General features: G+C 62.6%; 22 protein-coding genes. 10 read left to right on the top strand and 12 right to left on the bottom strand.

The window, feature by feature from the left end; all coding sequences use genetic code 11:
• Positions 1–201: 201 nt before the first annotated feature.
• The 9 genes from AC4HIX_RS12340 to coxB all read right to left on the bottom strand — a co-directional run bounded on the left by AC4HIX_RS12340 (position 202) and on the right by coxB (position 7,709).
• Complete coding sequence (locus tag AC4HIX_RS12340) at positions 202–792, bottom strand: GNAT family N-acetyltransferase (RefSeq protein WP_490399132.1); 591 nt, start codon at positions 790–792, stop codon at positions 202–204.
• A complete protein-coding gene (locus AC4HIX_RS12335) occupies positions 792–2,054 on the bottom strand; it encodes a M16 family metallopeptidase (protein ID WP_490399131.1) in 1,263 nt (420 codons plus the stop codon). The genes AC4HIX_RS12340 and AC4HIX_RS12335 overlap by 1 nt, the downstream gene beginning before the upstream one ends.
• Positions 2,051–3,439 (bottom strand): threonine synthase, encoded by a 1,389-nt coding sequence (gene thrC, locus AC4HIX_RS12330; protein ID WP_490399130.1) that lies wholly within the window; start codon positions 3,437–3,439, stop codon positions 2,051–2,053. Before thrC ends, AC4HIX_RS12335 begins: the two co-directional genes overlap by 4 nt.
• Positions 3,440–3,456: 17 nt before the next feature.
• A complete protein-coding gene (locus tag AC4HIX_RS12325) occupies positions 3,457–4,125 on the bottom strand; it encodes an SURF1 family protein (RefSeq protein WP_490399129.1) in 669 nt (222 codons plus the stop codon).
• Between the two features lie 116 nt (positions 4,126–4,241).
• The gene (locus tag AC4HIX_RS12320; RefSeq protein ID WP_475046880.1) at positions 4,242–5,051 is read right to left on the bottom strand and encodes a cytochrome c oxidase subunit 3; all 810 of its coding nucleotides are present in this window, start codon (positions 5,049–5,051) and stop codon (positions 4,242–4,244) included.
• Positions 5,052–5,074: 23 nt separating this feature from the next.
• A complete protein-coding gene (locus AC4HIX_RS12315; protein ID WP_490399128.1) occupies positions 5,075–5,662 on the bottom strand; it encodes a cytochrome c oxidase assembly protein in 588 nt (195 codons plus the stop codon).
• Positions 5,662–5,826 carry a cytochrome c oxidase system small membrane protein gene (locus AC4HIX_RS12310; protein ID WP_475046883.1) on the bottom strand — a complete coding sequence of 55 codons (165 nt, stop codon included), beginning with the start codon at positions 5,824–5,826 and terminating at the stop codon, positions 5,662–5,664. The genes AC4HIX_RS12315 and AC4HIX_RS12310 overlap by 1 nt, the downstream gene beginning before the upstream one ends.
• 1 nt (position 5,827) lies before the next feature.
• A complete protein-coding gene (cyoE, locus tag AC4HIX_RS12305; protein ID WP_475046885.1) occupies positions 5,828–6,769 on the bottom strand; it encodes a heme o synthase in 942 nt (313 codons plus the stop codon).
• A gap of 94 nt (positions 6,770–6,863) precedes the next feature.
• Entirely contained in the window at positions 6,864–7,709 is an 846-nt protein-coding gene (gene coxB / locus AC4HIX_RS12300) for a cytochrome c oxidase subunit II (protein ID WP_490399127.1), read from the bottom strand.
• Positions 7,710–7,902: 193 nt separating this feature from the next.
• On the opposite strand from coxB, the gene tldD reads away from it, so the two are divergent.
• The 5 genes from tldD to AC4HIX_RS12275 all read left to right on the top strand — a co-directional run bounded on the left by tldD (position 7,903) and on the right by AC4HIX_RS12275 (position 15,203).
• On the top strand, positions 7,903–9,324 hold the full coding sequence (tldD, locus tag AC4HIX_RS12295; RefSeq protein ID WP_475046888.1) for a metalloprotease TldD: 1,422 nt from the start codon (positions 7,903–7,905) through the stop codon (positions 9,322–9,324).
• Positions 9,325–9,564: 240 nt separating this feature from the next.
• Positions 9,565–10,743: a DNA-processing protein DprA gene (dprA, locus tag AC4HIX_RS12290; RefSeq protein ID WP_490399126.1), complete on the top strand. Its 1,179-nt coding sequence runs from the start codon at positions 9,565–9,567 to the stop codon at positions 10,741–10,743.
• A 130-nt stretch (positions 10,744–10,873) separates the two neighbouring features.
• Positions 10,874–13,522, top strand: a complete 2,649-nt coding sequence (gene topA, locus AC4HIX_RS12285) for a type I DNA topoisomerase (RefSeq protein WP_490399125.1) — start codon at positions 10,874–10,876, stop codon at positions 13,520–13,522.
• A gap of 346 nt (positions 13,523–13,868) precedes the next feature.
• Positions 13,869–14,573 carry a CoA transferase subunit A gene (locus tag AC4HIX_RS12280; protein WP_490399124.1) on the top strand — a complete coding sequence of 235 codons (705 nt, stop codon included), beginning with the start codon at positions 13,869–13,871 and terminating at the stop codon, positions 14,571–14,573.
• Between the two features lie 3 nt (positions 14,574–14,576).
• On the top strand, positions 14,577–15,203 hold the full coding sequence (locus AC4HIX_RS12275; RefSeq protein ID WP_490399123.1) for a CoA transferase subunit B: 627 nt from the start codon (positions 14,577–14,579) through the stop codon (positions 15,201–15,203).
• Positions 15,204–15,281: 78 nt separating this feature from the next.
• On the opposite strand, the gene AC4HIX_RS12270 is transcribed toward AC4HIX_RS12275, so the two are convergent.
• Together AC4HIX_RS12270 and AC4HIX_RS12265 are read right to left on the bottom strand one after the other, a co-directional pair.
• A complete protein-coding gene (locus AC4HIX_RS12270) occupies positions 15,282–15,725 on the bottom strand; it encodes a hypothetical protein (RefSeq protein ID WP_490399122.1) in 444 nt (147 codons plus the stop codon).
• A gap of 218 nt (positions 15,726–15,943) precedes the next feature.
• On the bottom strand, positions 15,944–16,066 hold the full coding sequence (locus AC4HIX_RS12265) for a hypothetical protein (protein WP_475046899.1): 123 nt from the start codon (positions 16,064–16,066) through the stop codon (positions 15,944–15,946).
• A gap of 413 nt (positions 16,067–16,479) precedes the next feature.
• On the opposite strand from AC4HIX_RS12265, the gene AC4HIX_RS12260 reads away from it, so the two are divergent.
• The gene (locus AC4HIX_RS12260; protein ID WP_490399121.1) at positions 16,480–17,049 is read left to right on the top strand and encodes a TetR family transcriptional regulator; all 570 of its coding nucleotides are present in this window, start codon (positions 16,480–16,482) and stop codon (positions 17,047–17,049) included.
• An 11-nt stretch (positions 17,050–17,060) separates the two neighbouring features.
• On the opposite strand, the gene AC4HIX_RS12255 is transcribed toward AC4HIX_RS12260, so the two are convergent.
• On the bottom strand, positions 17,061–17,819 hold the full coding sequence (locus tag AC4HIX_RS12255; RefSeq protein ID WP_490399205.1) for a lytic transglycosylase domain-containing protein: 759 nt from the start codon (positions 17,817–17,819) through the stop codon (positions 17,061–17,063).
• A 404-nt stretch (positions 17,820–18,223) separates the two neighbouring features.
• Between AC4HIX_RS12255 and AC4HIX_RS12250 the strand changes: the two genes are divergently transcribed.
• From AC4HIX_RS12250 to cpaB, 4 genes are all read left to right on the top strand, one after another.
• Positions 18,224–18,415, top strand: coding sequence for a Flp family type IVb pilin (locus AC4HIX_RS12250; RefSeq protein ID WP_475046903.1), 192 nt, complete (start codon positions 18,224–18,226; stop codon positions 18,413–18,415).
• A 300-nt stretch (positions 18,416–18,715) separates the two neighbouring features.
• On the top strand, positions 18,716–18,907 hold the full coding sequence (locus AC4HIX_RS12245) for a Flp family type IVb pilin (RefSeq protein WP_475046903.1): 192 nt from the start codon (positions 18,716–18,718) through the stop codon (positions 18,905–18,907).
• An 84-nt stretch (positions 18,908–18,991) separates the two neighbouring features.
• A complete protein-coding gene (locus AC4HIX_RS12240) occupies positions 18,992–19,168 on the top strand; it encodes a hypothetical protein (RefSeq protein WP_475046905.1) in 177 nt (58 codons plus the stop codon).
• Between the two features lie 144 nt (positions 19,169–19,312).
• A complete protein-coding gene (gene cpaB / locus AC4HIX_RS12235; protein WP_490399120.1) occupies positions 19,313–20,170 on the top strand; it encodes a Flp pilus assembly protein CpaB in 858 nt (285 codons plus the stop codon).
• Positions 20,171–20,384 lie beyond the last annotated feature (214 nt).

Genomic DNA, 20,384 nt, shown 5'->3' with positions numbered 1-20,384 from the left:
TTCCGCCTTGCTGTTGGGCGTGGCGCCGGGCCTGCGGCCCGGCGAGGCCGCAGCCGGCGGAAAACCAAGACGCCCGGTCGCGAGGCCGGAAGGCCGGGAGGCGCCGCACCGCAGGTGCGGCGCCAGGCCCAACGGGAGCGGTGAACGTTCAATGCACCAGCGACGGGCGAGAGCCTTTGCGCTTTACGGGGCGACCCCTGCTTAAGCCTGGCCGGCCAAAGTCTTGCCACGGCGGTCGTGGCGCAGCGCGGCGTAAAGCACATGGGTGCGCCAACGGCCGTTGATCTGCAGGTAAGACTGGGCAACGCCCTCATACTTGAAGCCGGATTTCTCCAGCAGCCCGCGGGAGGCCTGGTTTTCCGGCAGGCAAGCGGCCTCGATCCGGGACAGGTCCAGCTTGGTGAACGCGTGATGCACCACTGCGCCGATCGCCTCGCGCATGTAGCCCTGGCGGGCAAACGGCTGGCCCGTCCAATAGCCCAGCGTGCCGGCCTGGGCCGGGCCACGGCGGATGTTGTCGAGCGTGATCGCCCCCACCAGAACCTGGTCTGTCCGGCGGATCAGGAACAGCGGCATGGCTGAGCCCGAGGATACCGAGCGGCGCGCCCAATAGACCCGGTTAGTAAAGCTCTTGCGGCTGAGGTGATCCGCCGCCCAGCTGGGCTCCCACGGCGTCAGGTAGGCCTGGCTCTGCAGTCTGAGCGCGGCCCAGCCGTGAAAATCCGCATGCACCGGCGGCCTGAGGGTCAGGCGCTCGGTTTCGATGCGGACCTTGCGGCGGGTGAGCAGCATCAGGCGGCGCGCCTCTCCTGCAGCCTCTCCAGCGCAGGCGCACCGTCCACTGGGCCATAAAGCGCCAGCGCCGCCGGCGCCGTCACCGCCATGGTTTCGGCCAGTTCGCGCACGTCCTTGGTCGTTACCGCGTCAATCCGCTCCACCGTGCGTTCCAGCGACGGCACCTTGCCCCAGATCTGCACCAGCCGCGCCAGCCGCTCAGCCCGGTTCGAGGGGCTTTCCAGCCCCATCAGCATCCCCGCCTTCATCTGGGCGCGGGCGCGTTCGACCTCGGCATCGCTCATATCATCGGCGGCGCGCTTCATCTCGTCGATGGTGATACCCGCCAGCTCCGCCAGCTGCTCACCGGAGGTGCCCGCATAGACCGTCATCGACCCGGTATCGGCGTAAGAGCCCGCCTGCGAGAAGATGGTGTAGCAGAGGCCACGCTTCTCGCGCACCTCCTGGAATAGCCGCGAGGACATGCCGCCGCCTAGGGCGCTGGCATAAATCTGCGCGGTATACATCGACTGGTCACGGTAGCCGGGACCTTCGAACGCCAGTGCGAAATGCGCCTGTTCCAGGTCCTTGACCTGCCGCGCCTCGCCGCCAGTGAAAGTGGCGCCTTCAGCGGTGAAATCCGGCTTGGCTTCCATGTGGCCGAACAGCCGCTCTGCCAGCTTGACCAATTCGTCGTGATCCACGCCCCCGGCGGCGGCCAGGATCATCTGGCCAGGACCATAATGCTCGGCCACAAACCCCTGCAGATCCTCGCGCGAGAACGCGCGCACCCGTTCTGCGGGGCCCAAGATTGTGCGGCCCAGCGGCTGGCCGCGGTAGCTTTCCTCCTGAAGCCAGTCAAAGATCACGTCGTCGGGCGTGTCCAGCGATTGGCCGATCTCCTGCAGGATCACCCCGCGCTCAACCTCGATCTCACGCTGGTCGAACACCGGATTCAGCAGGATGTCCCCGATCACATCCACCGCCAGCGGCACATCGTCCTTGAGCACACGGGCATAATAGGCCGTCACCTCACGCGAGGTGTAGGCGTTGATATAGCCGCCCACATCCTCGATCTCCTCGGCGATCTGCAGGGCCGAGCGCCGCTTGGTGCCCTTAAAGGCCATGTGCTCCAGAAAATGGGCGATGCCGTTCTGTTCAAGCCGCTCGTGGCGGCCGCCGGCAGTGACCCAGATCCCGACCGCCGCGGATTCCAGCCCCGGCATATGCTCGGAGACGATGCGGAACCCGTTGGCGAGTGTGTGCTGCTGAACTGTCAATTCGCGATGTTCTTTCTGATGTGATCCTCAAGGGCAGCCAGATCATTGGCGATCCGGGTGACCCGTTCCGGCCTGTCATACAGGTCCGCCATGCGCGGGGGAAGAGGCGGATGAATGCCGCTGGCGTCTTCGACTGCTGCCGGGAATTTTGCCGGGTGCGCGGTGGCCAGCGTGATCATCGGAACGTCGGCCTTGCGGTGCTCATTCGCCACTTTCACGGCAACGGCGCCATGCGGGCAGACCAGCTCACCCGAGGCGGCCAGCTCGGACTTGATGGTAGCGAGCGTTTCCTCTTCGGAGGTACGGCCGGATTCGTAATTCTCCGCAAGCGCCTGCATCGCCCCCTGCGACACGTCAAAGCCGCCGTTCTTCAGCTCGTCCATCAGCAGTGCCACTGCCTTGCTGTCCTCGCCGTAGGCGTAAAACAGAGCACGCTCGAAGTTCGATGACACCTGAATGTCCATCGAGGGCGAGATGGAGGGCTGTGTGTCGCCCTTGTAGTAGCCCTGCCCCGACAGGCAGCGGTGCAGGATGTCGTTCTGGTTGGTGGCGACCACCAACTGGTCGATCGGCAGGCCCATCTGCTTGGCAATGAAGCCCGCGAAGATGTCGCCAAAGTTGCCGGTGGGCACCGTGAAGCTCACCTTGCGGTGCGGTGCCCCCAGCGAAACGGCGGAGGAGAAGTAATAGACCACCTGCGCTAGTACGCGCGCGATGTTGATCGAATTGACGCCCGCCAGCTTCACGCCATCGCGGAAGTCGAAATCGTTGAACATGTCCTTCACACGGGCCTGGCAGTCGTCGAAGTCGCCATCGACGGCCAGCGCGTGTACGTTCTTGTCCTGCGGCGTGGTCATTTGGCGGCGCTGCACTTCGGATACGCGGCCATGCGGGTAGAGGATGAAGACATCCACGTTGCTGAGACCCCGGAAGGCTTCCATCGCCGCAGAGCCTGTGTCGCCGGAGGTGGCACCGGCGATGGTCACCCGGTCGCCGCGGCGTTCCAGGGCGGTCTGGAACAGCTGGCCGATCAGCTGCATCGCAAAGTCCTTGAACGCCAGCGTCGGGCCGTGGAACAGCTCCAGCAGGAAGTGGTTGGGCGCCAGCTGCTTCAGCGGCGCGCGGGCGGCATGGCCGAAGCTCTCATAGGCGCGGGCGATGATGCCGCGGAACTCGTCATCAGTGAAGCAGTCGCCGAGGAAGGGGCGCATGACACGGAAGGCGGTTTCCTCATAGGACAGGCCAGCCAGCGCCGCGATCTCGTCCTGGGACATCTGCGGAATTTCCGCCGGCACATACAGGCCGCCGTCGCGGGCCAGGCCCGTCAGCATCGCGTCTTCAAAGGTCAGCTCGGGCGCTTGGCCCCGGGTCGAGATATATTTCATCGCCTTAGCTCTTTGGTTCAGGGGCGGCTGCGCCGCAGGAAATAGATGGTCATCGCCGCCCAGATAAAGGCCAGCGAAAACCAGGTGATCGCATATTGCAAGTGGTCATTGGGGATGCCGGAGACGGAAACAGGAACCGGTCGCAGGCCCGCCTCCCCTTCGGGATTGGAACGCAGGACAATAATCACCGGTTCGGTGCCCAGCTGGTCCGCCATGCGGTCTGCGTCCCGGGCGTACCAGATATTGGCCGCAAGGTCCGGTGCAGGCGTGTAGCTGTCCACCTCCTGCGGCCAGTGGATATTGCCTTCGATGGCGGCCGGGCCAGCCAGGCGCTCAGCCTGCTTGTCCTTCACCGGGACAAAGCCGCGGTCCAGCAGGACCGAGCGGCCGTCGTCCAGAGTGAAAGGGGAGATCACGCGGTACCCGGGGCCGACGTCCTTGATAGAGGTGAGGACGTGCAGCTCCTGCGCACCGATTTCGCCTTGCAGCCGCACGGGGAGGTATTTGTCGGTTTCAGGGTCCAGCTGCACAGGCAGTCCGGCGGCGGGCTCGCCTGCGATACGCTCATCGATGGTGGCGAGGATACCTTCCTTCCAGGCCTTGCGCTGCAACTGCCAGGTGCCGAGGCCGATCAGAATGGCCAGGCCCGCGCCGCTGATGATCAACAGGAAGATGACACGCCGCATCGACGCTGCTCCGCTTCAAAACTTAGGGCGCGCAAGGTAACTCCTTGCGCGCCCCGTGTGTGACTTCAAGCTTGCGGATAATCAACCGCAAACATGTAACCGTTACAAACCGCCCATTACAGGCCGGAAGTGCCCCAGATGTAGACGGCCACGAACAGGAACAGCCAGACGACGTCCACGAAGTGCCAGTACCAGGCGGCGGCCTCGAAGCCGACGTGCTGTTCCGGGGTGAAGTCGCCCTTCATCGCGCGGATCAGGCAGACGGTCAGGAAGATGGTGCCGATGACCACGTGGAAGCCGTGGAAACCGGTGGCCATGAAGAAGTTCGAGTAGAACTCGTCTTCGCCGAACTTCCAGCCCTCGTGCAGCAGGTGCGCGTATTCATAGCCCTGAAGGAAGGTGAAGGCGATGCCGAACGCGATACCGATGGCCAGGCCCTGGATCAGCGCCTTGCGGTCGTTGTTGTGAACCAGCGCGTGGTGCGCCCAGGTCACTGCACAGCCGGACAGCAGCAGGATCAGGGTGTTGATCAGCGGCAGGTGGAAGGGGTCGACCGCGTAGATTTCCGGCGCCACGTATTCGGTGCCGACGTAGGTCTCCATCGGGTACATGGCGTGTTTGAAGAACGACCAGAACCAGGCGAAGAAGAACATCACCTCGGACATCACAAACAGGATGAAGCCGTAGCGCAGGCCGATGCGCACCACCGGCGTGTGGTCGCCCTGGCGGCTTTCGGCCACCACTTCGGACCACCAGGCAAAGGCGGAGTACAGAACCGCAACAAAGCCGATCCAGAACGGCCAGGCGGTGATGCCCTTCATCCAGAACACTGCGCCAACCAGCATGACGAAAGTGCCCACCGAAGCGGCCAGCGGCCAGATCGACGGCGGCAGAATGTGATAATCGTGATTTTTAGCGTGCGCCATTTAAGTGTCCCTCACCTAGCGGCCTAGTTCGTTGTTGTGCCTGCCCCGGTGCCTTCCCCGGTGTCGAGGGCGGCATAGCCCTCGGGCAGATCGATTTCATGGAACGTGTACGACAGCGTGATCGTATGCACGTATTTTGCGTCCCGGTCGTCAATGATTTCGGGATCCACATAGAAGGTCACGGGCATCTGAACCCGCTCCCCCGGCTGAAGCACCTGCTCGGTAAAGCAGAAGCAGTCGATTTTCGAAAAGAACCCGCCGGCCTGATAAGGCGCCACGTTATACGACGCCTGCCCCGCCACCGGGCGGTCGGTCGGGTTGTAGGCCTCGTAAAAGGCCAGGCCGGTTTCGCCCAGCCGGACTTCCATCTCGCGCTGGACCGGCTTGAACTCCCACGGCATGCCGCGCTGCTTGGAGCCGTCGAAGCGCACCGTGATGGTTTCGTCCAGAATGGTGTCGGAGCCGGTGCTGGCCACGCCGGTCACGCCGCCAAAGCCGGTGACCCGGCAGAACCAGTCATAAAACGGCACCGAGGCCCAGGACAGGCCGCCCATCAGGACGACAACGCCGACCAACTGGAGAACGGTTTTCTGGGGACCTTTCAGCGCCATCAGTTCTGCTCCGCCTGAGTGTCGGGGAAAGAGAAGCCGTTGGAGGTGACCTTGACCATGGTCAGGGCCAGGATCAGCACCACAAAGGCGGCCAGCAGGACGCCGACACCGATGTTGCGGCCCGACCGGCGCTTGTGGATTTCATGCTCCTTGCGCAGTGCCATGTTACCAGCCTCCCAGCCCGTAGGGCTTCAGCAGCGCTTCGGCCAGGATCGCGCCGAAGTGCAGGAACAGGTAGAGCAGCGACAGTTTGAAGAAGCTGCGCTCGACCTTGAAGTTGTCGGCCTCGGAATCGTCCTCGTCGCGGCGGGTGATCTTCCATGCGCCGTGCAGGAACAGCGCGTTCATCACCAGCGCCGCGGCCAGGTAAAGCGGGCCGCCAATGCCGGAAAACGCGGTGCCGACGGCCAGCAGCGCCAGCAGCACGGTGTAGACCAGGATATGGACACGGGTGGCGCGGCGGCCATGGGTCACGGTCAGCATCGGCACGCCCGCGTCGTCATAGTCAGACCGCATGAACAGCGCCAGCGCCCAGAAATGCGGCGGCGTCCACATGAATGTCAGCAGGAACATCAGCCAGGGCTCAACCGACATGGTGCCGGTGGCGGCAATCCAGCCGATCACCGGCGGGAAGGCCCCGGCTGCACCGCCGATGACGATATTCTGCGGCGTCGCCCGCTTGAGCCACATGGTGTAGACCACCACGTAGAAGAAGATGGTGAAGGCCAGGAACGCGCCGGCAAAGACGTTGGCGGCCAGCGCCAGCATGATCACCGACAGGCCGGACAGCGCCAAGCCCAGTGCAAGCGCCTCGCCCGGCTCCACCTTGCCTGCGGGGATCGGGCGGCCCTTGGTCCGCTTCATCACCTTGTCGATATCGGCGTCCCACCACATGTTCAGCGCACCGGAGGCGCCGCCGCCGATGGCGATGAACAGGATGGCGCAGAAACCGACGACGGGATGCACGGAGACGGGCGCGGCCAGCAGCCCGACCAAAGCGGTGAACACCACCAGCGACATCACACGGGGTTTCAGCAGGGCGAAGTAATCGCCAAAGCTGGCCTCGTCCTCATATGCCCGGCTTGCGTTGATGCTTGCGTCGCTCATCTTGGGTCCTTTGGCGGCAACAGGTGCGCATCGCTGCGCACCCTGGTCTTGTCACTGCGGCAGATGGAGCGGCATGCGCCCCGCCTGCCAGCTATCAGTTGGAAGCAACCTGGTAGGCCTGCGGGATGCCCGCGTACTCTTCCTTGGCGCCTTCCAGCCAGGCGTCATACTCTTCCTGGGTCACGACCTTGACGGTGATCGGCATGTAGGCGTGGTCCTTGCCGCACAGCTCGGAGCACTGACCGAAGTAGATGCCTTCCTTGCCTTCATCGACCTTGAACCACAGCTGAGCCAGGCGGCCCGGAACGCCATCCTGCTTCACGCCGAAGGCCGGGATGGTCCAGGAGTGGATCACGTCCGCCGCGGTCACGTTCATCACGATGGTCTTGCCCGACGGCACGACAACGGCAGTGTCGGTGGCCAGCAGGTACTCGTCCTCGGCGTAACCGTTTGCAGCCAGGTCTTCCTTCGGCAGCAGGAAGCTTTCAAACCCGAACTCGTGGTCGGTGTACTCATAGCCCCAGTACCACTGATAGCCGGTCACCTTGATGTTGATGTCGCCTTCGGGAATCTCCTGCTGGGCAAACAGCTGCGGCAGCGAGAAGGAGCCGATGAAGACCAGGATCAGGATCGGGATCACGGTCCAGGCAATCTCGATCGGGGTGTGGTGGGTGAACTTGGCCGGGGTCGGGTTGGCGCGGCGGTTGAACCGCAGGATCGCCCACAGCAGCAGGCCCGCAACGAACACGCAGATCACGGTGATGATCACCAGGATCATGTAGTCCAGGCGCTGCAGGCCTTCCGCCAGCGAGGTCGCCGCCGGCTGGAAGTTCAGTCCGCCGTCAACCGGCTTACCAATGGTTTCCAGACCTTCTTGCGCCATTGCTGGAAGGCTCGAAAGGCCGGCAAAAAGGCCCGAAAGCATCAAAGCGTTTTTCATGTTCTGTCCTGATCGGTTGATCGCATTTTTCTGCGGCAGCACGAATGGGGGGAATCAATGATTCCACAAAACGCACCAGCCCCGTTGTCTTTGACGCCGCTTAAAATCATATTCGGGCGTACAGATAAAGAGGCAGCCAAGCGTCAAACCGTCGCTTTCTTGATTTAGATCAAAAAAATCTGAGGACCGTGCCATGGAAAACCCAGCCTTCCGACCCTTTGAAACCGCGCTTCCGGAGGATGAGGCGCTGGCCGCCCTGCGGGATGCGCTGAATGGTGCGGAGGACGGGGAGATCTTTGCCGAACGCCGCAAGTCGGAAGCACTGTCCTTTGACGACGGGCGGCTGCGCAGCGCCAGCTATGATGCGTCTGAGGGCTTTGGTTTGCGGGCGGTTAACGGCGATGTGGCCGGGTATGCGCACTCCACCGATGTATCGATCGCGTCGCTGAAGCGGGCGGCTGAGACAGCCAAGCTGGCCGTTGGAGAGGGCGGCGGTACCTATTCGGACGCGCCGCAGGCGACCAACAAGAAGCTCTATACCGATGCCGATCCGATCAGCGCCATGCCGTTCCCGGTCAAGGTGGAAACGCTGCGCGAAATTGATGCCTATGCACGTGATCTGGATCAACGCGTGGTGCAGGTCTCCGCGTCACTGGCCGCCTCACTGCAAGAAGTGGAGATCCTGCGCGCCGACGGGGTGCGGGTTCGCGACACTCGCCCGATGGCGCGGCTCAACGTGTCGGTGATCGTGGAAAAGGACGGCCGCCGCGAGAGCGGCTCGGCGGGCGGCGGAGGGCGGCTGGGCCTGGATGGGCTGGTCGACCCCAAGCATTGGCAGGCCCAGGTGAAGGAGGCGCTGCGGATTGCGCTGGTCAACCTGGACGCGGTCCCCGCCCCGGCCGGGGAGATGGACGTGGTGCTTGGCCCCGGCTGGCCCGGCATCCTGCTGCACGAGGCGATCGGCCACGGCCTGGAGGGTGACTTCAACCGCAAGGGCTCGTCGGCCTTTGCCGGGCTGATGGGCCAGCAGATCGCGGCCAAAGGCGTGACCGTGCTGGATGACGGCACCATCCCGGACCGGCGCGGCTCGATCACCGTCGATGACGAGGGCACGCCGAGCCAGAAAACCACCCTGATCGAGGACGGCATTCTGGTCGGCTTCATGCAGGACCGCCAGAACGCGCGGCTGATGGGGGTTTCCCCCACCGGCAATGGGCGGCGCCAAAGCTATGCCCATGCGCCGATGCCGCGGATGACCAACACCTACATGCTGGGCGGCAGCGCCGACCCCGGCGATCTGGTGGCCGGGATCAAGGACGGCATCTGGGCGGTGGGCTTTGGCGGCGGCCAGGTGGATATCACCAATGGCAAATTCGTGTTCTCCTGCACCGAGGCCTACCGGGTGAAGGACGGCAAAGTCGGCGCACCGGTTAAGGGAGCCACGCTGATCGGCGACGGAGCCACTGCGCTCAAGCAGATTCGCGGCCTTGGCAATGACATGGCGCTGGACCCCGGCATGGGCAATTGCGGCAAGGCCGGGCAATGGGTTCCAGTGGGTGTCGGCCAGCCCTCGGTGCTGATGGGCGGGCTGACCGTGGGCGGATCGGCCGCCTGAATCAGTCCGCAAAAACTCGGCAAAATCATGATTCTGCCGCAAATTTCCGGGCCGGAAGCCAGTGTTTCCGGCCTTTTCTACCGGAAGAAGAAGTCTTCGAACTCAGGCCGGATTGCAATTCTCCATTTGTTTTCGACACTTAGGAAAATTTTCAGGGTATTGGCCGAAAACTCTCTGCCGTTCACCAACTGTTAACCGGCAAAGGGTTAATTCTAATCCTGCAAACAGGCGGAGCTGCGGATGACTGAAGAAGCACATTCTTCCACTCACCCCCCACTCCCACCCACCACGGAAGACACTCAGTTTTCATGGCTTCGCCTGTTGCGCTCCAAGCGGGTCGGCCCGGTGACGTTTCACCGGCTGCTCGCTGAATACGGTTCAGCGCAGAACGCGCTGGATGCGCTGCCCGAAGTGGCACGCTCCGCAGGCATAAAAGGGTATGAAACATGCCCTGCCAAAGCGGTGGACGCCGAAATTAAGGCCGCAAAAGCCGCCAAAGCGCGGCTTTTGTGCTTTTCGGACCCAGACTTTCCCAAACTCCTGGCCGGGCTGAAGAATGCCCCGCCCCTGCTGTGGGCCATCGGCGACCTGTCTGTGCTGAGGCGCCCGATGGTTGCCATGGTCGGGGCGCGCAACGCGTCTTCTCTGGGGCTGCGGATGGCCCGGTCGCTGGCGCAGAACCTGGGGGAGGCAGGCTGCACCGTGGTTTCCGGCATGGCCCGCGGTGTCGATACCGCGGCGCATCAGGCGGCGCTGAAAACCGGCACCATTGCAGTGCTGGCAGGTGGCGTTGACGTCATCTACCCCGCAGAAAACGCCAAGCTGGCCGAAGATATCTGCGAAACCGGCCTCCGGCTGTCGGAACAGCCCATGGGCCTGACACCGCAGGCGCGCGATTTTCCGAAACGCAACCGCATCATCGCCGGCATGTCCCGCGCCGTCGTGGTGGTGGAGGCCGCGGCGAAGTCCGGCAGCCTGATCACCGCCCAGGATGCGCTGGATTACGGGCGCGAGGTGCTGGCGGTGCCCGGCCATCCATTCGATGCCCGCAGCTCCGGCTGCAACCGGCTGATCCGGGACGGTGCCATGCTTGTGCGCGACGCCGCCGACGTTCTGGAGGCGCTGCCGCAGCAGGATCCGCTGCCGGCGCCTGCTGCGGCGGACAGCCTGCAAGAAGCCTTGGCGAGTCTGCCCCCGCCGCCGCCCCAGCGGCGCAGCCTGGCGCAGACCAACGCCCTGCATCAGCAGATCCTGGGTCGGCTGGGCCCCTCCCCCACCTCCGAGACCGAGCTGCTGCGCGACCTGTCCCTGCCGCCGCATGAGCTGGCGCCGGCGCTGACGGATCTGGAGCTTGACGGAGCGATCCGCCGCCAGCCGGGCGGGCTGCTGTCCAAGGCTTTCCCGGATGATGGCGATTGACCGCAAGGGCCGCGCAAACGGCAGGTTTGCCCCCGCGTCCAATGCACCCGGATTGACAATCGCCTCTTGCGCCCCACATGTTGCCCCGCCATAGAACCCGCAGAAGTGGTCCGAAGAGGTATCAGAATTTATGCCAGTAGTTGTTGTCGAATCCCCGGCCAAAGCAAAAACAATCAATAAATATCTTGGCTCCGACTATACGGTTCTGGCGTCTTACGGCCACGTTCGCGACCTGCCGGCAAAAGATGGCTCGGTCGACCCGGACGCGGATTTCGGTATGACCTGGGAAGTCGCCAACGATTCCCGCAAGCACGTGAAAGCGATCGCCGATGCGCTGAAAGACGATAATGCGCTGATTCTCGCGACCGACCCCGACCGCGAGGGCGAGGCGATCAGCTGGCATTTGCAGGAAGCGCTCACCAAGCGGCGTTCGATCAAGAAGGACACCGCCGTAAGCCGGGTGACCTTCAACGCGATCACCAAGGAAGCGGTGACCGAGGCGATGCGCAACCCGCGCCAGGTCGACATGCCGCTGGTCGAGGCGTATCTGGCACGCCGGGCGCTGGATTATCTGGTGGGCTTCAACCTGTCGCCGGTGCTGTGGCGCAAACTGCCTGGCGCGCGTTCGGCGGGCCGGGTGCAATCGGTCTGCCTGCGCCTGATCGTCGAACGCGAAATGGAGATCGAGGCCTTCAACCCGCAGGAATACTGGTCCGTGCGCGCCCAGCTGGCGACCCCGCGCGGCCAGGAGTTCGAGGCGCGCTTGACCGTGCTGGGCGGCGAGAAGCTCGACAAATACAGCCTCAAGAATTCTACCGCAGCCGAGCTGGCGGTTCAGGCCGTAGCCTCGCGCAGCCTCAAGGTACTGTCGGTCGAGGCCAAGCCTGCGGCCCGCAACCCCTCCGCGCCCTTCATGACCTCCACGCTGCAGCAGGAGGCCAGCCGCAAATTCGGCATGGGCGCGCGCCAGACCATGAATGCGGCGCAGCGGCTCTATGAGGCGGGCTACATCACCTATATGCGAACCGACGGCATCGACATGGCGCCGGAGGCCGTGCAGGAGGCCCGCGCCGAGATCGAGAAGCGTTACGGCGCCGAATATGTCCCCTCCTCGCCGCGGATCTACAAAAACAAGGCCAAGAACGCCCAGGAAGCACACGAATGTATCCGCCCGACGGACATGAGCCGCGATGCCAAGGCGCTGAAGGTCACGGATGACGATCAGCGCAAGCTTTATGACCTGATCTGGAAGCGGACGCTCTCCTGCCAGATGGAAGGCGCGCGGCTGGAGCGCACCACCGTCGATATCGGCTCGGACGACCAGCAGGTCGTGCTGCGCGCAACCGGCCAGGTAGTGCTGTTTGACGGCTTCATGCGTGTCTACGAGGAAGGCCGCGATGATGTCGCGGATGAGGACGACAAGCGCCTGCCGCAGATCATGGAAGGCGAGGCAATGAAGTTCGCCTCCTCGCTGGCGGCGCAGGCCGAAAAGGCCGGCAAGGACGCCTCCGTCCTGTCCGAAGACGGCGCCGTGCTGGCGCTGCAGCACCACACCCAGCCGCCGCCGCGCTATACCGAGGCGACGCTGGTCAAACGCATGGAAGAGTTGGGCATCGGTCGCCCCTCGACCTATGCTTCCGTCATCACAACGATTCAGGACCGCGAATACGTCCGCAAGGAAAAGAACCGCCTGTTCCCCGAGGACAAGGGCCGGATCGTCACGATCTTCCTCCTGAATTTCTTCCGCAAATATGTAGGGTACGAGTTCACCGCAAACCTGGAAGAAGAGCTGGACGACGTAAGTGCCGGCGACCGGGATTACAAGGATCTCCTGGGCAAGTTCTGGCGCGATTTCTCCGCCGCTATTGCCGAGACATCCGAGCTGCGTATCACCGAAGTGCTGGATGTTCTGGATGACGCCCTGGCGCCCCAGCTGTACCCGCCGCGCGAGGATGGCACCGATCCGCGCATCTGCCCGAAATGCGGCCAGGGCCAGTTGCACCTGAAGACCTCGCGCACCGGCGGCTTTGTCGGTTGCGGCAACTACCCTGAGTGCAACTACACCCGCCCGATTTCCGGCGAAGGCGCCGAAGGCTATGAGCGCGTCCTGGGAGAGGATGACGGCGATGAAATTCATCTGAAATCCGGCCGCTTCGGGCCTTATGTCCAGCGTGGCGAAGCAACGCCCGAGAACAAGAAACCGCCGCGCTCCTCTCTGCCAAAGCAGGGCAAGGATTTCCTGCCGGGCTGGGGCCCGAATGAGGTCACTCTGGAGCAGGCCCTGACCCTTCTGACTCTGCCGCGCGAAATCGGGCAGCATCCGGACGGCGGTGCAATTCAGTCCAACCTAGGACGGTTCGGACCCTACATCGCGCACCAGCTGCCCGATGAGGAAAAGCCGGTTTATGTGAACCTCAAGGAGACGCTGGACGTCTTTGAGATCGGTATGAACCGGGCGGTTGAGATGCTGGCGGAGAAGCGCGCCAACCCCGGCCGCCGCGGCAGCCGCGCGGCTGCCAAGCCGCTGAAGGAGCTGGGCGAGCACCCCGAAAGCGGCGGCGCGGTCAATATCATGGACGGCCGCTATGGGCCTTACGTCAAATGGGAGAAGGTGAACGCCACCCTGCCCAAGGACGTGGAGCCAAAGGACGTGACCATGGAAATGGCGGTTGAGCTGATTTCCGAGAAAGCGTCCAAGGGCGGCAAGAAGAAAGCCGCCGCCAAAAAAACCGCGGCCAAGAAGAAAGCCGCCCCGAAGAAGGCCGCCGCCAAGGAGTGACCGGACCGGCGCGCTCCCGCCGGCTCCGGGCGCATCGGCATGCGCCCTCCCCGTTGGGCCCAGCGCCGCTAACGCGGCGCGGGCTGCCCTACAATCCCCTTGCGTTCTGCACTGGCAGATGCCGTTAAAGGGCAAACCTGTCCTGAAACGGCATCTCAGCCAATCCCCCTTGCGCCGCACAGCGGCGCCACGCCCAAGGCTGACGGCGTCAATGCCGCAGGCAGAGGCACCGGGAAGGCGCGGGAGCGCACCCCTCCGTAGAAATACGCACACTTCTCCGTATCGTTGACTTGTGCCCGCCCCGGCGTCAGAACCACTGTCAAACGGTAGTTGTTGGGAGAACTCCATGAAAAAGGTTTACGCCAACGCCGCCGAAGCGCTCGACGGGCTGCTTCACGACGGCATGCTTATCGCCGCGGGGGGCTTTGGCCTCTGCGGCATCCCCGAACTTCTTTTGCAAGCGATCAAGGACGCAGGCACCAAGGATCTGACCTTTGCCTCCAACAATGCCGGCGTCGACGATTTCGGCATCGGCATCCTGCTGCAGACCAAGCAGGTGAAAAAGATGATCTCCTCCTATGTGGGCGAGAACGCGGAATTCATGCGCCAGTACCTGTCGGGTGAGCTGGAGCTGGAATTCAACCCCCAAGGCACCCTGGCCGAGCGCATGCGCGCCGGCGGCTGCGGCATTCCGGGCTTCTACACCAAAACCGGTGTCGGCACCGTGATCGCCGAGGGCAAGGAGCACAAGGACTTCAACGGCGAGACCTACATCCTGGAGGAAGGCATCTTTGCCGATCTCTCCATCGTCAAGGCCTGGAAGGCGGATGACACCGGCAACCTGATCTTCCGCAAGACCGCCCGCAACTTCAATCCGCCTGCTGCCATGTGCGGCAAGATCTGCGTGGCGGAAGTGGAGGAAATCGTGCCCCGCGGCGAGCTTGACCCCGACCAGATCCACCTGCCGGGCATCTACGTGCACCGCATCATCCAGGGCACGCACGAGAAGCGCATCGAGCAGCGCACCACCCGCAAGCGTGAGGAGGCTTGAACCATGGCTTGGGACCGCAACCAAATGGCCGAGCGCGCCGCGCAGGAACTGGACGACGGCATGTATGTGAACCTCGGCATCGGCATTCCGACGCTTGTGGCGAACTATGTGGGCGACAAGGACATCACCCTGCAGTCGGAGAACGGCATGCTGGGCATGGGCCCCTTCCCCTATGAGGGCGAGGAGGATCCGGACCTGATCAACGCGGGCAAGCAGACCATCACCGAGCTGGCGCGCACCTCCTACTTCGACAGCGCCACGTCCTTCGGGATGATCCGCGGCGGCAAGATCGCGGCCGCGATCCTGGGCGCAATGGAAGTCGATGAGAAAGGCGACCTGGCAAACTGGATGATCCCTGGCAAGCTGGTCAAGGGCATGGGCGGCGCCATGGATCTGGTCGCAGGCGTCGGCCGCGTGATCGTGGTGATGGACCACACCAACAAGCATGGCGACAGCAAGGTGCTGAAGGAATGCACCCTGCCGCTGACCGGCAAGGGCGTTGTGGACCGCATTATCACCAACTTGGGCGTTCTGGATGTTGTCGATGGCGGGCTGAAGATCGTCGAGCTGGCCGAGGGTGTCAGCGAAGAAGAACTGCGCAGCTCCACTGAGGCCACCATCGTCGGCTGATCTTGGAGTAGAGCTGACTGGCAAAAAAGGCCCGCCGGATACCGGCGGGTCTTTTCTTGTCGCGGGTCGTCATAGCGGTCACGCCCCGGCGGCTGCTCCTGGACGCGGACGCGGCCGCAGCGTGTGCCAGACGGCGCCTTCCTGCGGGTTCACGATTTCCCACATGTAGACGCGCTTATCGTGCCAATTGACAATCTTTTCCTGCCCGTCTTCGAAAACTACCACGCAATAGCTGCCATCGGCCGGGTCGCAACTGTCACGGCCCAGCAAGGTGACGATGACCGGGTCCACCAGATTGCTCTTGAACAGAACCATTGCCTTGGTCTGCTTGCCGGAGACGTAGAGGGCCCCTGCAAACAGCGCCACCGCCAGCAGGATGAACCCCACACCAGAGAAGTTCCGGAACGGATTGAACTCCGCCAACTGCGGCCCGAAGGCGGCAAAGACCATGCGCCCGAAGAAACCGATGAACGCCAACAGGGCGAATAGCAGAAACTTCCCATTAAGGCTTTGCGCGCCCACGGCAATTTCCGATGGGTTAAATCCCAAATCCAAATCATTTCTCCAAAAATTTAAGCTAAAAAATATGCTTCAGGCCACCATACCGGCGGCCCGGGGCAGATGGCAGGCTTTTTCCAAAAAAATTCCGTTAATCGGGCCGCTGCGAACCTCTGTACGGCAAATTATCCACTGCACCGGTTCGCTTCAGAGGCTCCGCTAGCTTGAGCAACTGCTCAGCTTCAGCCGCCGCTCGGGACTTGGATAGCGTCCGCCCCAGCGGGCGCGCGCGGCAGTGTCACCGGCAGCAGAACGCCGCCGGCAAGAACAGCGGCCAGTGCCGCCATGAGAATATCCCGTTTCATGGGTGAGCCCCCGCGCAACGGCGCGCGCAATTCATCGCCGGCTGTCTGATCATGCCTTGGTCCCTCCTGCACTGAATTGAACGCCGGTGCCGGAGGCCTCATTCGGTCGTGTCCCCGCGTCCGGTGCCGTCAGCGCAGCAGCAATGCAGGCAGCCAGTATCACCGGCCCGAACGGTGAAGCCATCGGTTTGAAAAGACGTCTCATTCCAGTTCCCCAAACAAAGTGTACCGATCTGTAAACTCACCGCAGTAAAGTGTACCGATCGGTACTTTTAATCAAGGGAATTTTCACCCGCCCAAGGCTGAAGAGCGGCGTCTGGCCCTAACGCCCTTGTGTTACGGCAAAAATTATTTTGATTTGCCGCGCAATCCCGACGTCAATATGTACCGAACGGTACACCTGAGGACGAATCATGCGCCCCAACAAGCGAGACGAACTGGTCAGCAATGCCCTGGAGGTCTTTTACCGAAACGGGTTCCACGCAACGGGCATGGACATGCTGGTCAAGGAAACCGGCATCTCCAAGACCTCGATCTACAAGCACTTCCGCACCAAGGACGACCTGATTATTGCCGTGCTGCGCCTGCGGGACGATAATTTCCGCAGTTGGCTGTTCAGCCGGATGGAAGCTTTATCTAACACTCCGGCCGGGCAGCTGCTTGCGGTTTTCACCGCTCTTGGCGAATGGTTCGGGAAACCGGAATTTGCAGGCTGCATGTTCATAAAAGCCAGCGCCGAGTTCCAGAGCCGGGCTCATCCGGTGTATCAGCAGTCTACGGAGCACAAGCAACTGCTGCTGGAGCATTTCACCGGCTTGGCCAAAGCAGCCGGTGCGCCCGACCCCGCAGGACTGGCCCGTCAGCTTTTGACATTGAAGGAAGGCGCAATCGTTCTGGCGGCCATGTCGGTGACCCCGGATCCGGCTGGGGACGCGCGGGACACCGCCCGGATGCTGCTGCAGCCCTATCTGGCGGAGGGCTGAGCCGGGCTGGCTTAGTTCATCACCCGGAACACGCAGCCGTCCGAAAACAGCTGCGGCGGGGTCAGGCAAAGGCCGCGGGCCACCTGATAGGCGGCCAGGACCTTTGGCACGTAATCGCGGGTTTCGGCAAACGGCGGCACGCCCTGGTGGCTGCGCACCGCGCCCTCGCCTGCATTGTATCCGGCCAGCACCAGAATCGGGTCGCCGCCGAATTCCCCCATCAGCCAGTCGAGATAGCGGATGCCGCCCGAAATGTTCTGATGCGCTTCCAGAGCGTCCGTCACGCCAAATCGCGCCGCGGTGTCCGGCATCAGCTGCATCAGCCCCTGGGCGCCGGCGGAGCTGACGGCATCTGCCTTGCCCGCGGATTCGACAGCGATCACTGCCAGCACCAAAGCAGGCGAGACCTGGGTGCTGGCGCTTTCGGTCAGGATCTGGATTCCGCGGGTCTGGGCGATTTCCTGCATCAGCTGCAGCCGCGGAGCTGCAAGCCCCTTGGCCCCTGCCAGCGCCTGCAGGGCATCGTCCAGACGGCCCGGCCCGCTCTGCTCCAAACCGGGGGAAATTTTGTCCCAGAACCATCCGTAGCGTCCGGCGGGCTGCGCGGCATCGTCTACCAGATCCGGCAACGGAGCGGCGGCTTCCGTTTGCGGTTCCGGCTCGATTTGCACTGTAATACGCTTGCTGGCCCCGGGTGCGGGCGGTTTGACCCGCTTTGCCTCAAACTGGGGGAACGGTTCTTGCGGCGCGTCCTGCCCCCAGGCCGCCATGGGCACGGCATAGGCTGCCAGTGCCAATATCGCGTTACGGAATGCCAATGTTCTGCCTGCCAGAGGTTTTTTTGTCCGCTCAGACTCGGAAAATAACTGCTGAAAACCAGGCTTGGCCCCCAGAATCTGGCGCAATCGCCATATTTCCCTGTGCCTGGCGCGGAAATGCCACGCGGCCTAACGCGGTAACAAAAAATTAATCCAGCAAAATCAATCAGGTGCCGAAATTCTTGCTGAAAAGTAAAATTGGGGCGGCAATTTCCGGCTTTCAGCCCAAATCCTGCCACGCTGGGCTGGCTATATAAGCTCATCCAAGCCGGACAGAGGTCAAGCAGGTGAGAGAGCGGACCCTGGCGAGAAGGCGGGATAAAGCAAATTCTGAGATCCTTTGGAGGGACCAAGCCATGATCAAATTCTTCAAAAACTTCCGCAAAGACGAATCCGGCGCCGTGACCGTTGACTGGGTTGTTCTGACCGCAGCCGTTGCTGCTCTGGGCGGCGTTGTCTACACCGCCATCCAGGACGGCGCATCCGACCTGGCCAGCAACACCAACACCTTCATGGACGGCAAAAACCCGAACGGCAGCGGCACCTAAGCTACGCTGCACAGCATTTGCCTGAGCATTGGCCGCCCTGTTCGCAGGGCGGCCGTTTTGCTGTTTGCGGGTATTCGCCGCCCCCGCCAGAACGGACAACCGCCAAGCAGGACTGCCTTGGAAAAATCTTTTCCCGGTTTCCGCACTATTGGGCGAAAAGCACAGTATTACGCCCAATTAACGCCCCATTCATAAAGCTTAATGGACTCATCAACCGGCGGGCAGGCCAGAAGGAGAGAGCTGGCCAGACTGCCCGGCGGACCAGATACAGCATTAAAGTTTCCTTGGAGGGACCAAGCCATGATCAAATTCTTCAAAAACTTCCGCAAAGACGAATCCGGCGCCGTGACCGTTGACTGGGTTGTTCTGACCGCAGCCGTTGCTGCTCTGGGCGGCGTTGTCTACACCGCCATCCAGGACGGCGCATCCGACCTGGCCAGCAACACCAACACCTTCATGGACGGCAAAAACCCGAACGGCAGCGGCACCTAACAGGCTGGCCTGAAAATGCTGTGCCTTGGTCCTGCCAAGGCACAGCTGCATCCCAAGTTTCCGTTTCTTAGTGAGGCGCAGGTCATGAAAAAACTAAGCTCCTACCTTACAGACGAAGACGGTGCGATAACTGTCGATTGGGTGATTTTGAGCGCAGCGGCTGTTGCTATGGCAGCGCTGATTGCAGGCTCCGTCGGGGACGGCGGATTGAGCCTGGCAAACGGGATCGCTTCGTTCATGCGAAACTGGTCGTTCAGCTGAGGCGCGTGATTGGCGGGCCCTGTCAGGCCGCGCCAAGGCGCCGTTACAGAACCGGCAGAAGCCGGCAGTTTTCAGGCAAATTGAGATATCCAGCAGCCGGTTCCGATCACGGAACACCGGCTCAAGTTGATGAGAGGTAACACAATGCGGGCAGTTTTCGGACTTGTGCTGATTGTCGGTGTAGCCCTCGCCGGCGGTGCCGTGATGATGGCCAAGAACTACATCTCGGCCTATCAAAATGAACTTGCGCGCGAGCGCGCAGCCCGCGCTGAGGCGGTGCCGACGGTGGATGTGTTTGTCGCCACCAAACCGCTGAAATACGGCGAGCGCCTGTCCAAGGACGCAGTGCGCGCCGTGCGCTGGCCGCAGAACGCTATCCCCGAGGGCGCCTTTACCACCCTCGACGCATTGTTCCCGCCCCAAAACAGCGAGAAGCTGCGGGTGGTGCTGCGCGCCATGGAGAAGGATGAGGCGGTGATGGCCGTCAAGGTCACCGCCCCCGGCGAAGATGCCGGCATCACCTCGCGGCTGCAGCGCGGCATGCGGGCCTTCGCGATCAAGGTGGACGTGTCCTCCGGCGTCTCGGGCTTTCTGCGCCCCGGTGACAAGGTGGACGTCTACTGGACCGGCATGATGCCCGGCGCCAGCGGCTCACGCGGGGAAGTCACACGGCTGATCCAGACCAATGTCGAACTGGTGGCAGTCGACCAAAGCGCTGGCGGCGACATAAACGAGGCTATCATCGCCCGCACCGTCACCGTTGCTGTCCGGCCTGAACAGGTGGCGGCCCTGGCCCAAGCCCAGACCACCGGACGGCTGTCCCTGGCCCTGGTAGGTGCAGGCGATGACACCATCGCTTCGGTGGTGGAAGTTGACCAGCGAACGCTACTGGGTTTGGGGGCTTTGGAAGCTCCGCAAGAGGTGGAAAAGGAAAAGGTTTGCACCATCCGGACCCGCCGCGGTGCTGAGGTTGTGGAAATCCCGATCCCTTGCACCAACTGAAAAACACCTGTTCGCACAGACCCTTAACAGGTTCAGCCGCCTCTTCCATGCGAAGGGCGGCTGTTTTGTCTGTTGCGCAAGCTCCACATCGGCGCCCCCTCAGGAAAGGCCCCGAAGCCTTTGATTCTTGCAATATTTCGGGATCTGCACCACAGTGCCCGAAAGAGCGGGCGAAAAGACCCGGATTTTGAGGCGTGATCGGAAAGGCAGGTCA

The sequence above is a fragment of the Leisingera sp. genome, from assembly GCF_982940295.1.
This window is presented reverse-complemented; position numbering and strand designations above follow the sequence as displayed.

Bases quoted from the DNA above. Each gene is read 5' to 3' on its own strand.
- AC4HIX_RS12340 (WP_490399132.1), bottom strand. From the start codon at position 792: ATGCTGCTCACCCGCCGCAAGGTCCGCATCGAAACCGAGCGCCTGACC.
- thrC (WP_490399130.1), bottom strand. From the start codon at position 3,439: ATGAAATATATCTCGACCCGGGGCCAAGCGCCCGAGCTGACCTTTGAA.
- AC4HIX_RS12325 (WP_490399129.1), bottom strand. From the start codon at position 4,125: ATGCGGCGTGTCATCTTCCTGTTGATCATCAGCGGCGCGGGCCTGGCC.
- AC4HIX_RS12320 (WP_475046880.1), bottom strand. From the start codon at position 5,051: ATGGCGCACGCTAAAAATCACGATTATCACATTCTGCCGCCGTCGATC.
- AC4HIX_RS12315 (WP_490399128.1), bottom strand. From the start codon at position 5,662: ATGGCGCTGAAAGGTCCCCAGAAAACCGTTCTCCAGTTGGTCGGCGTT.
- AC4HIX_RS12310 (WP_475046883.1), bottom strand. From the start codon at position 5,826: ATGGCACTGCGCAAGGAGCATGAAATCCACAAGCGCCGGTCGGGCCGC.
- cyoE (WP_475046885.1), bottom strand. From the start codon at position 6,769: ATGAGCGACGCAAGCATCAACGCAAGCCGGGCATATGAGGACGAGGCC.
- coxB (WP_490399127.1), bottom strand. From the start codon at position 7,709: ATGAAAAACGCTTTGATGCTTTCGGGCCTTTTTGCCGGCCTTTCGAGC.
- tldD (WP_475046888.1), top strand. From the start codon at position 7,903: ATGGAAAACCCAGCCTTCCGACCCTTTGAAACCGCGCTTCCGGAGGAT.
- dprA (WP_490399126.1), top strand. From the start codon at position 9,565: ATGACTGAAGAAGCACATTCTTCCACTCACCCCCCACTCCCACCCACC.
- topA (WP_490399125.1), top strand. From the start codon at position 10,874: ATGCCAGTAGTTGTTGTCGAATCCCCGGCCAAAGCAAAAACAATCAAT.
- AC4HIX_RS12280 (WP_490399124.1), top strand. From the start codon at position 13,869: ATGAAAAAGGTTTACGCCAACGCCGCCGAAGCGCTCGACGGGCTGCTT.
- AC4HIX_RS12275 (WP_490399123.1), top strand. From the start codon at position 14,577: ATGGCTTGGGACCGCAACCAAATGGCCGAGCGCGCCGCGCAGGAACTG.
- AC4HIX_RS12265 (WP_475046899.1), bottom strand. From the start codon at position 16,066: ATGAAACGGGATATTCTCATGGCGGCACTGGCCGCTGTTCTTGCCGGC.
- AC4HIX_RS12260 (WP_490399121.1), top strand. From the start codon at position 16,480: ATGCGCCCCAACAAGCGAGACGAACTGGTCAGCAATGCCCTGGAGGTC.
- AC4HIX_RS12255 (WP_490399205.1), bottom strand. From the start codon at position 17,819: ATGGCGGCCTGGGGGCAGGACGCGCCGCAAGAACCGTTCCCCCAGTTT.
- AC4HIX_RS12250 (WP_475046903.1), top strand. From the start codon at position 18,224: ATGATCAAATTCTTCAAAAACTTCCGCAAAGACGAATCCGGCGCCGTG.
- AC4HIX_RS12245 (WP_475046903.1), top strand. From the start codon at position 18,716: ATGATCAAATTCTTCAAAAACTTCCGCAAAGACGAATCCGGCGCCGTG.
- AC4HIX_RS12240 (WP_475046905.1), top strand. From the start codon at position 18,992: ATGAAAAAACTAAGCTCCTACCTTACAGACGAAGACGGTGCGATAACT.
- cpaB (WP_490399120.1), top strand. From the start codon at position 19,313: ATGCGGGCAGTTTTCGGACTTGTGCTGATTGTCGGTGTAGCCCTCGCC.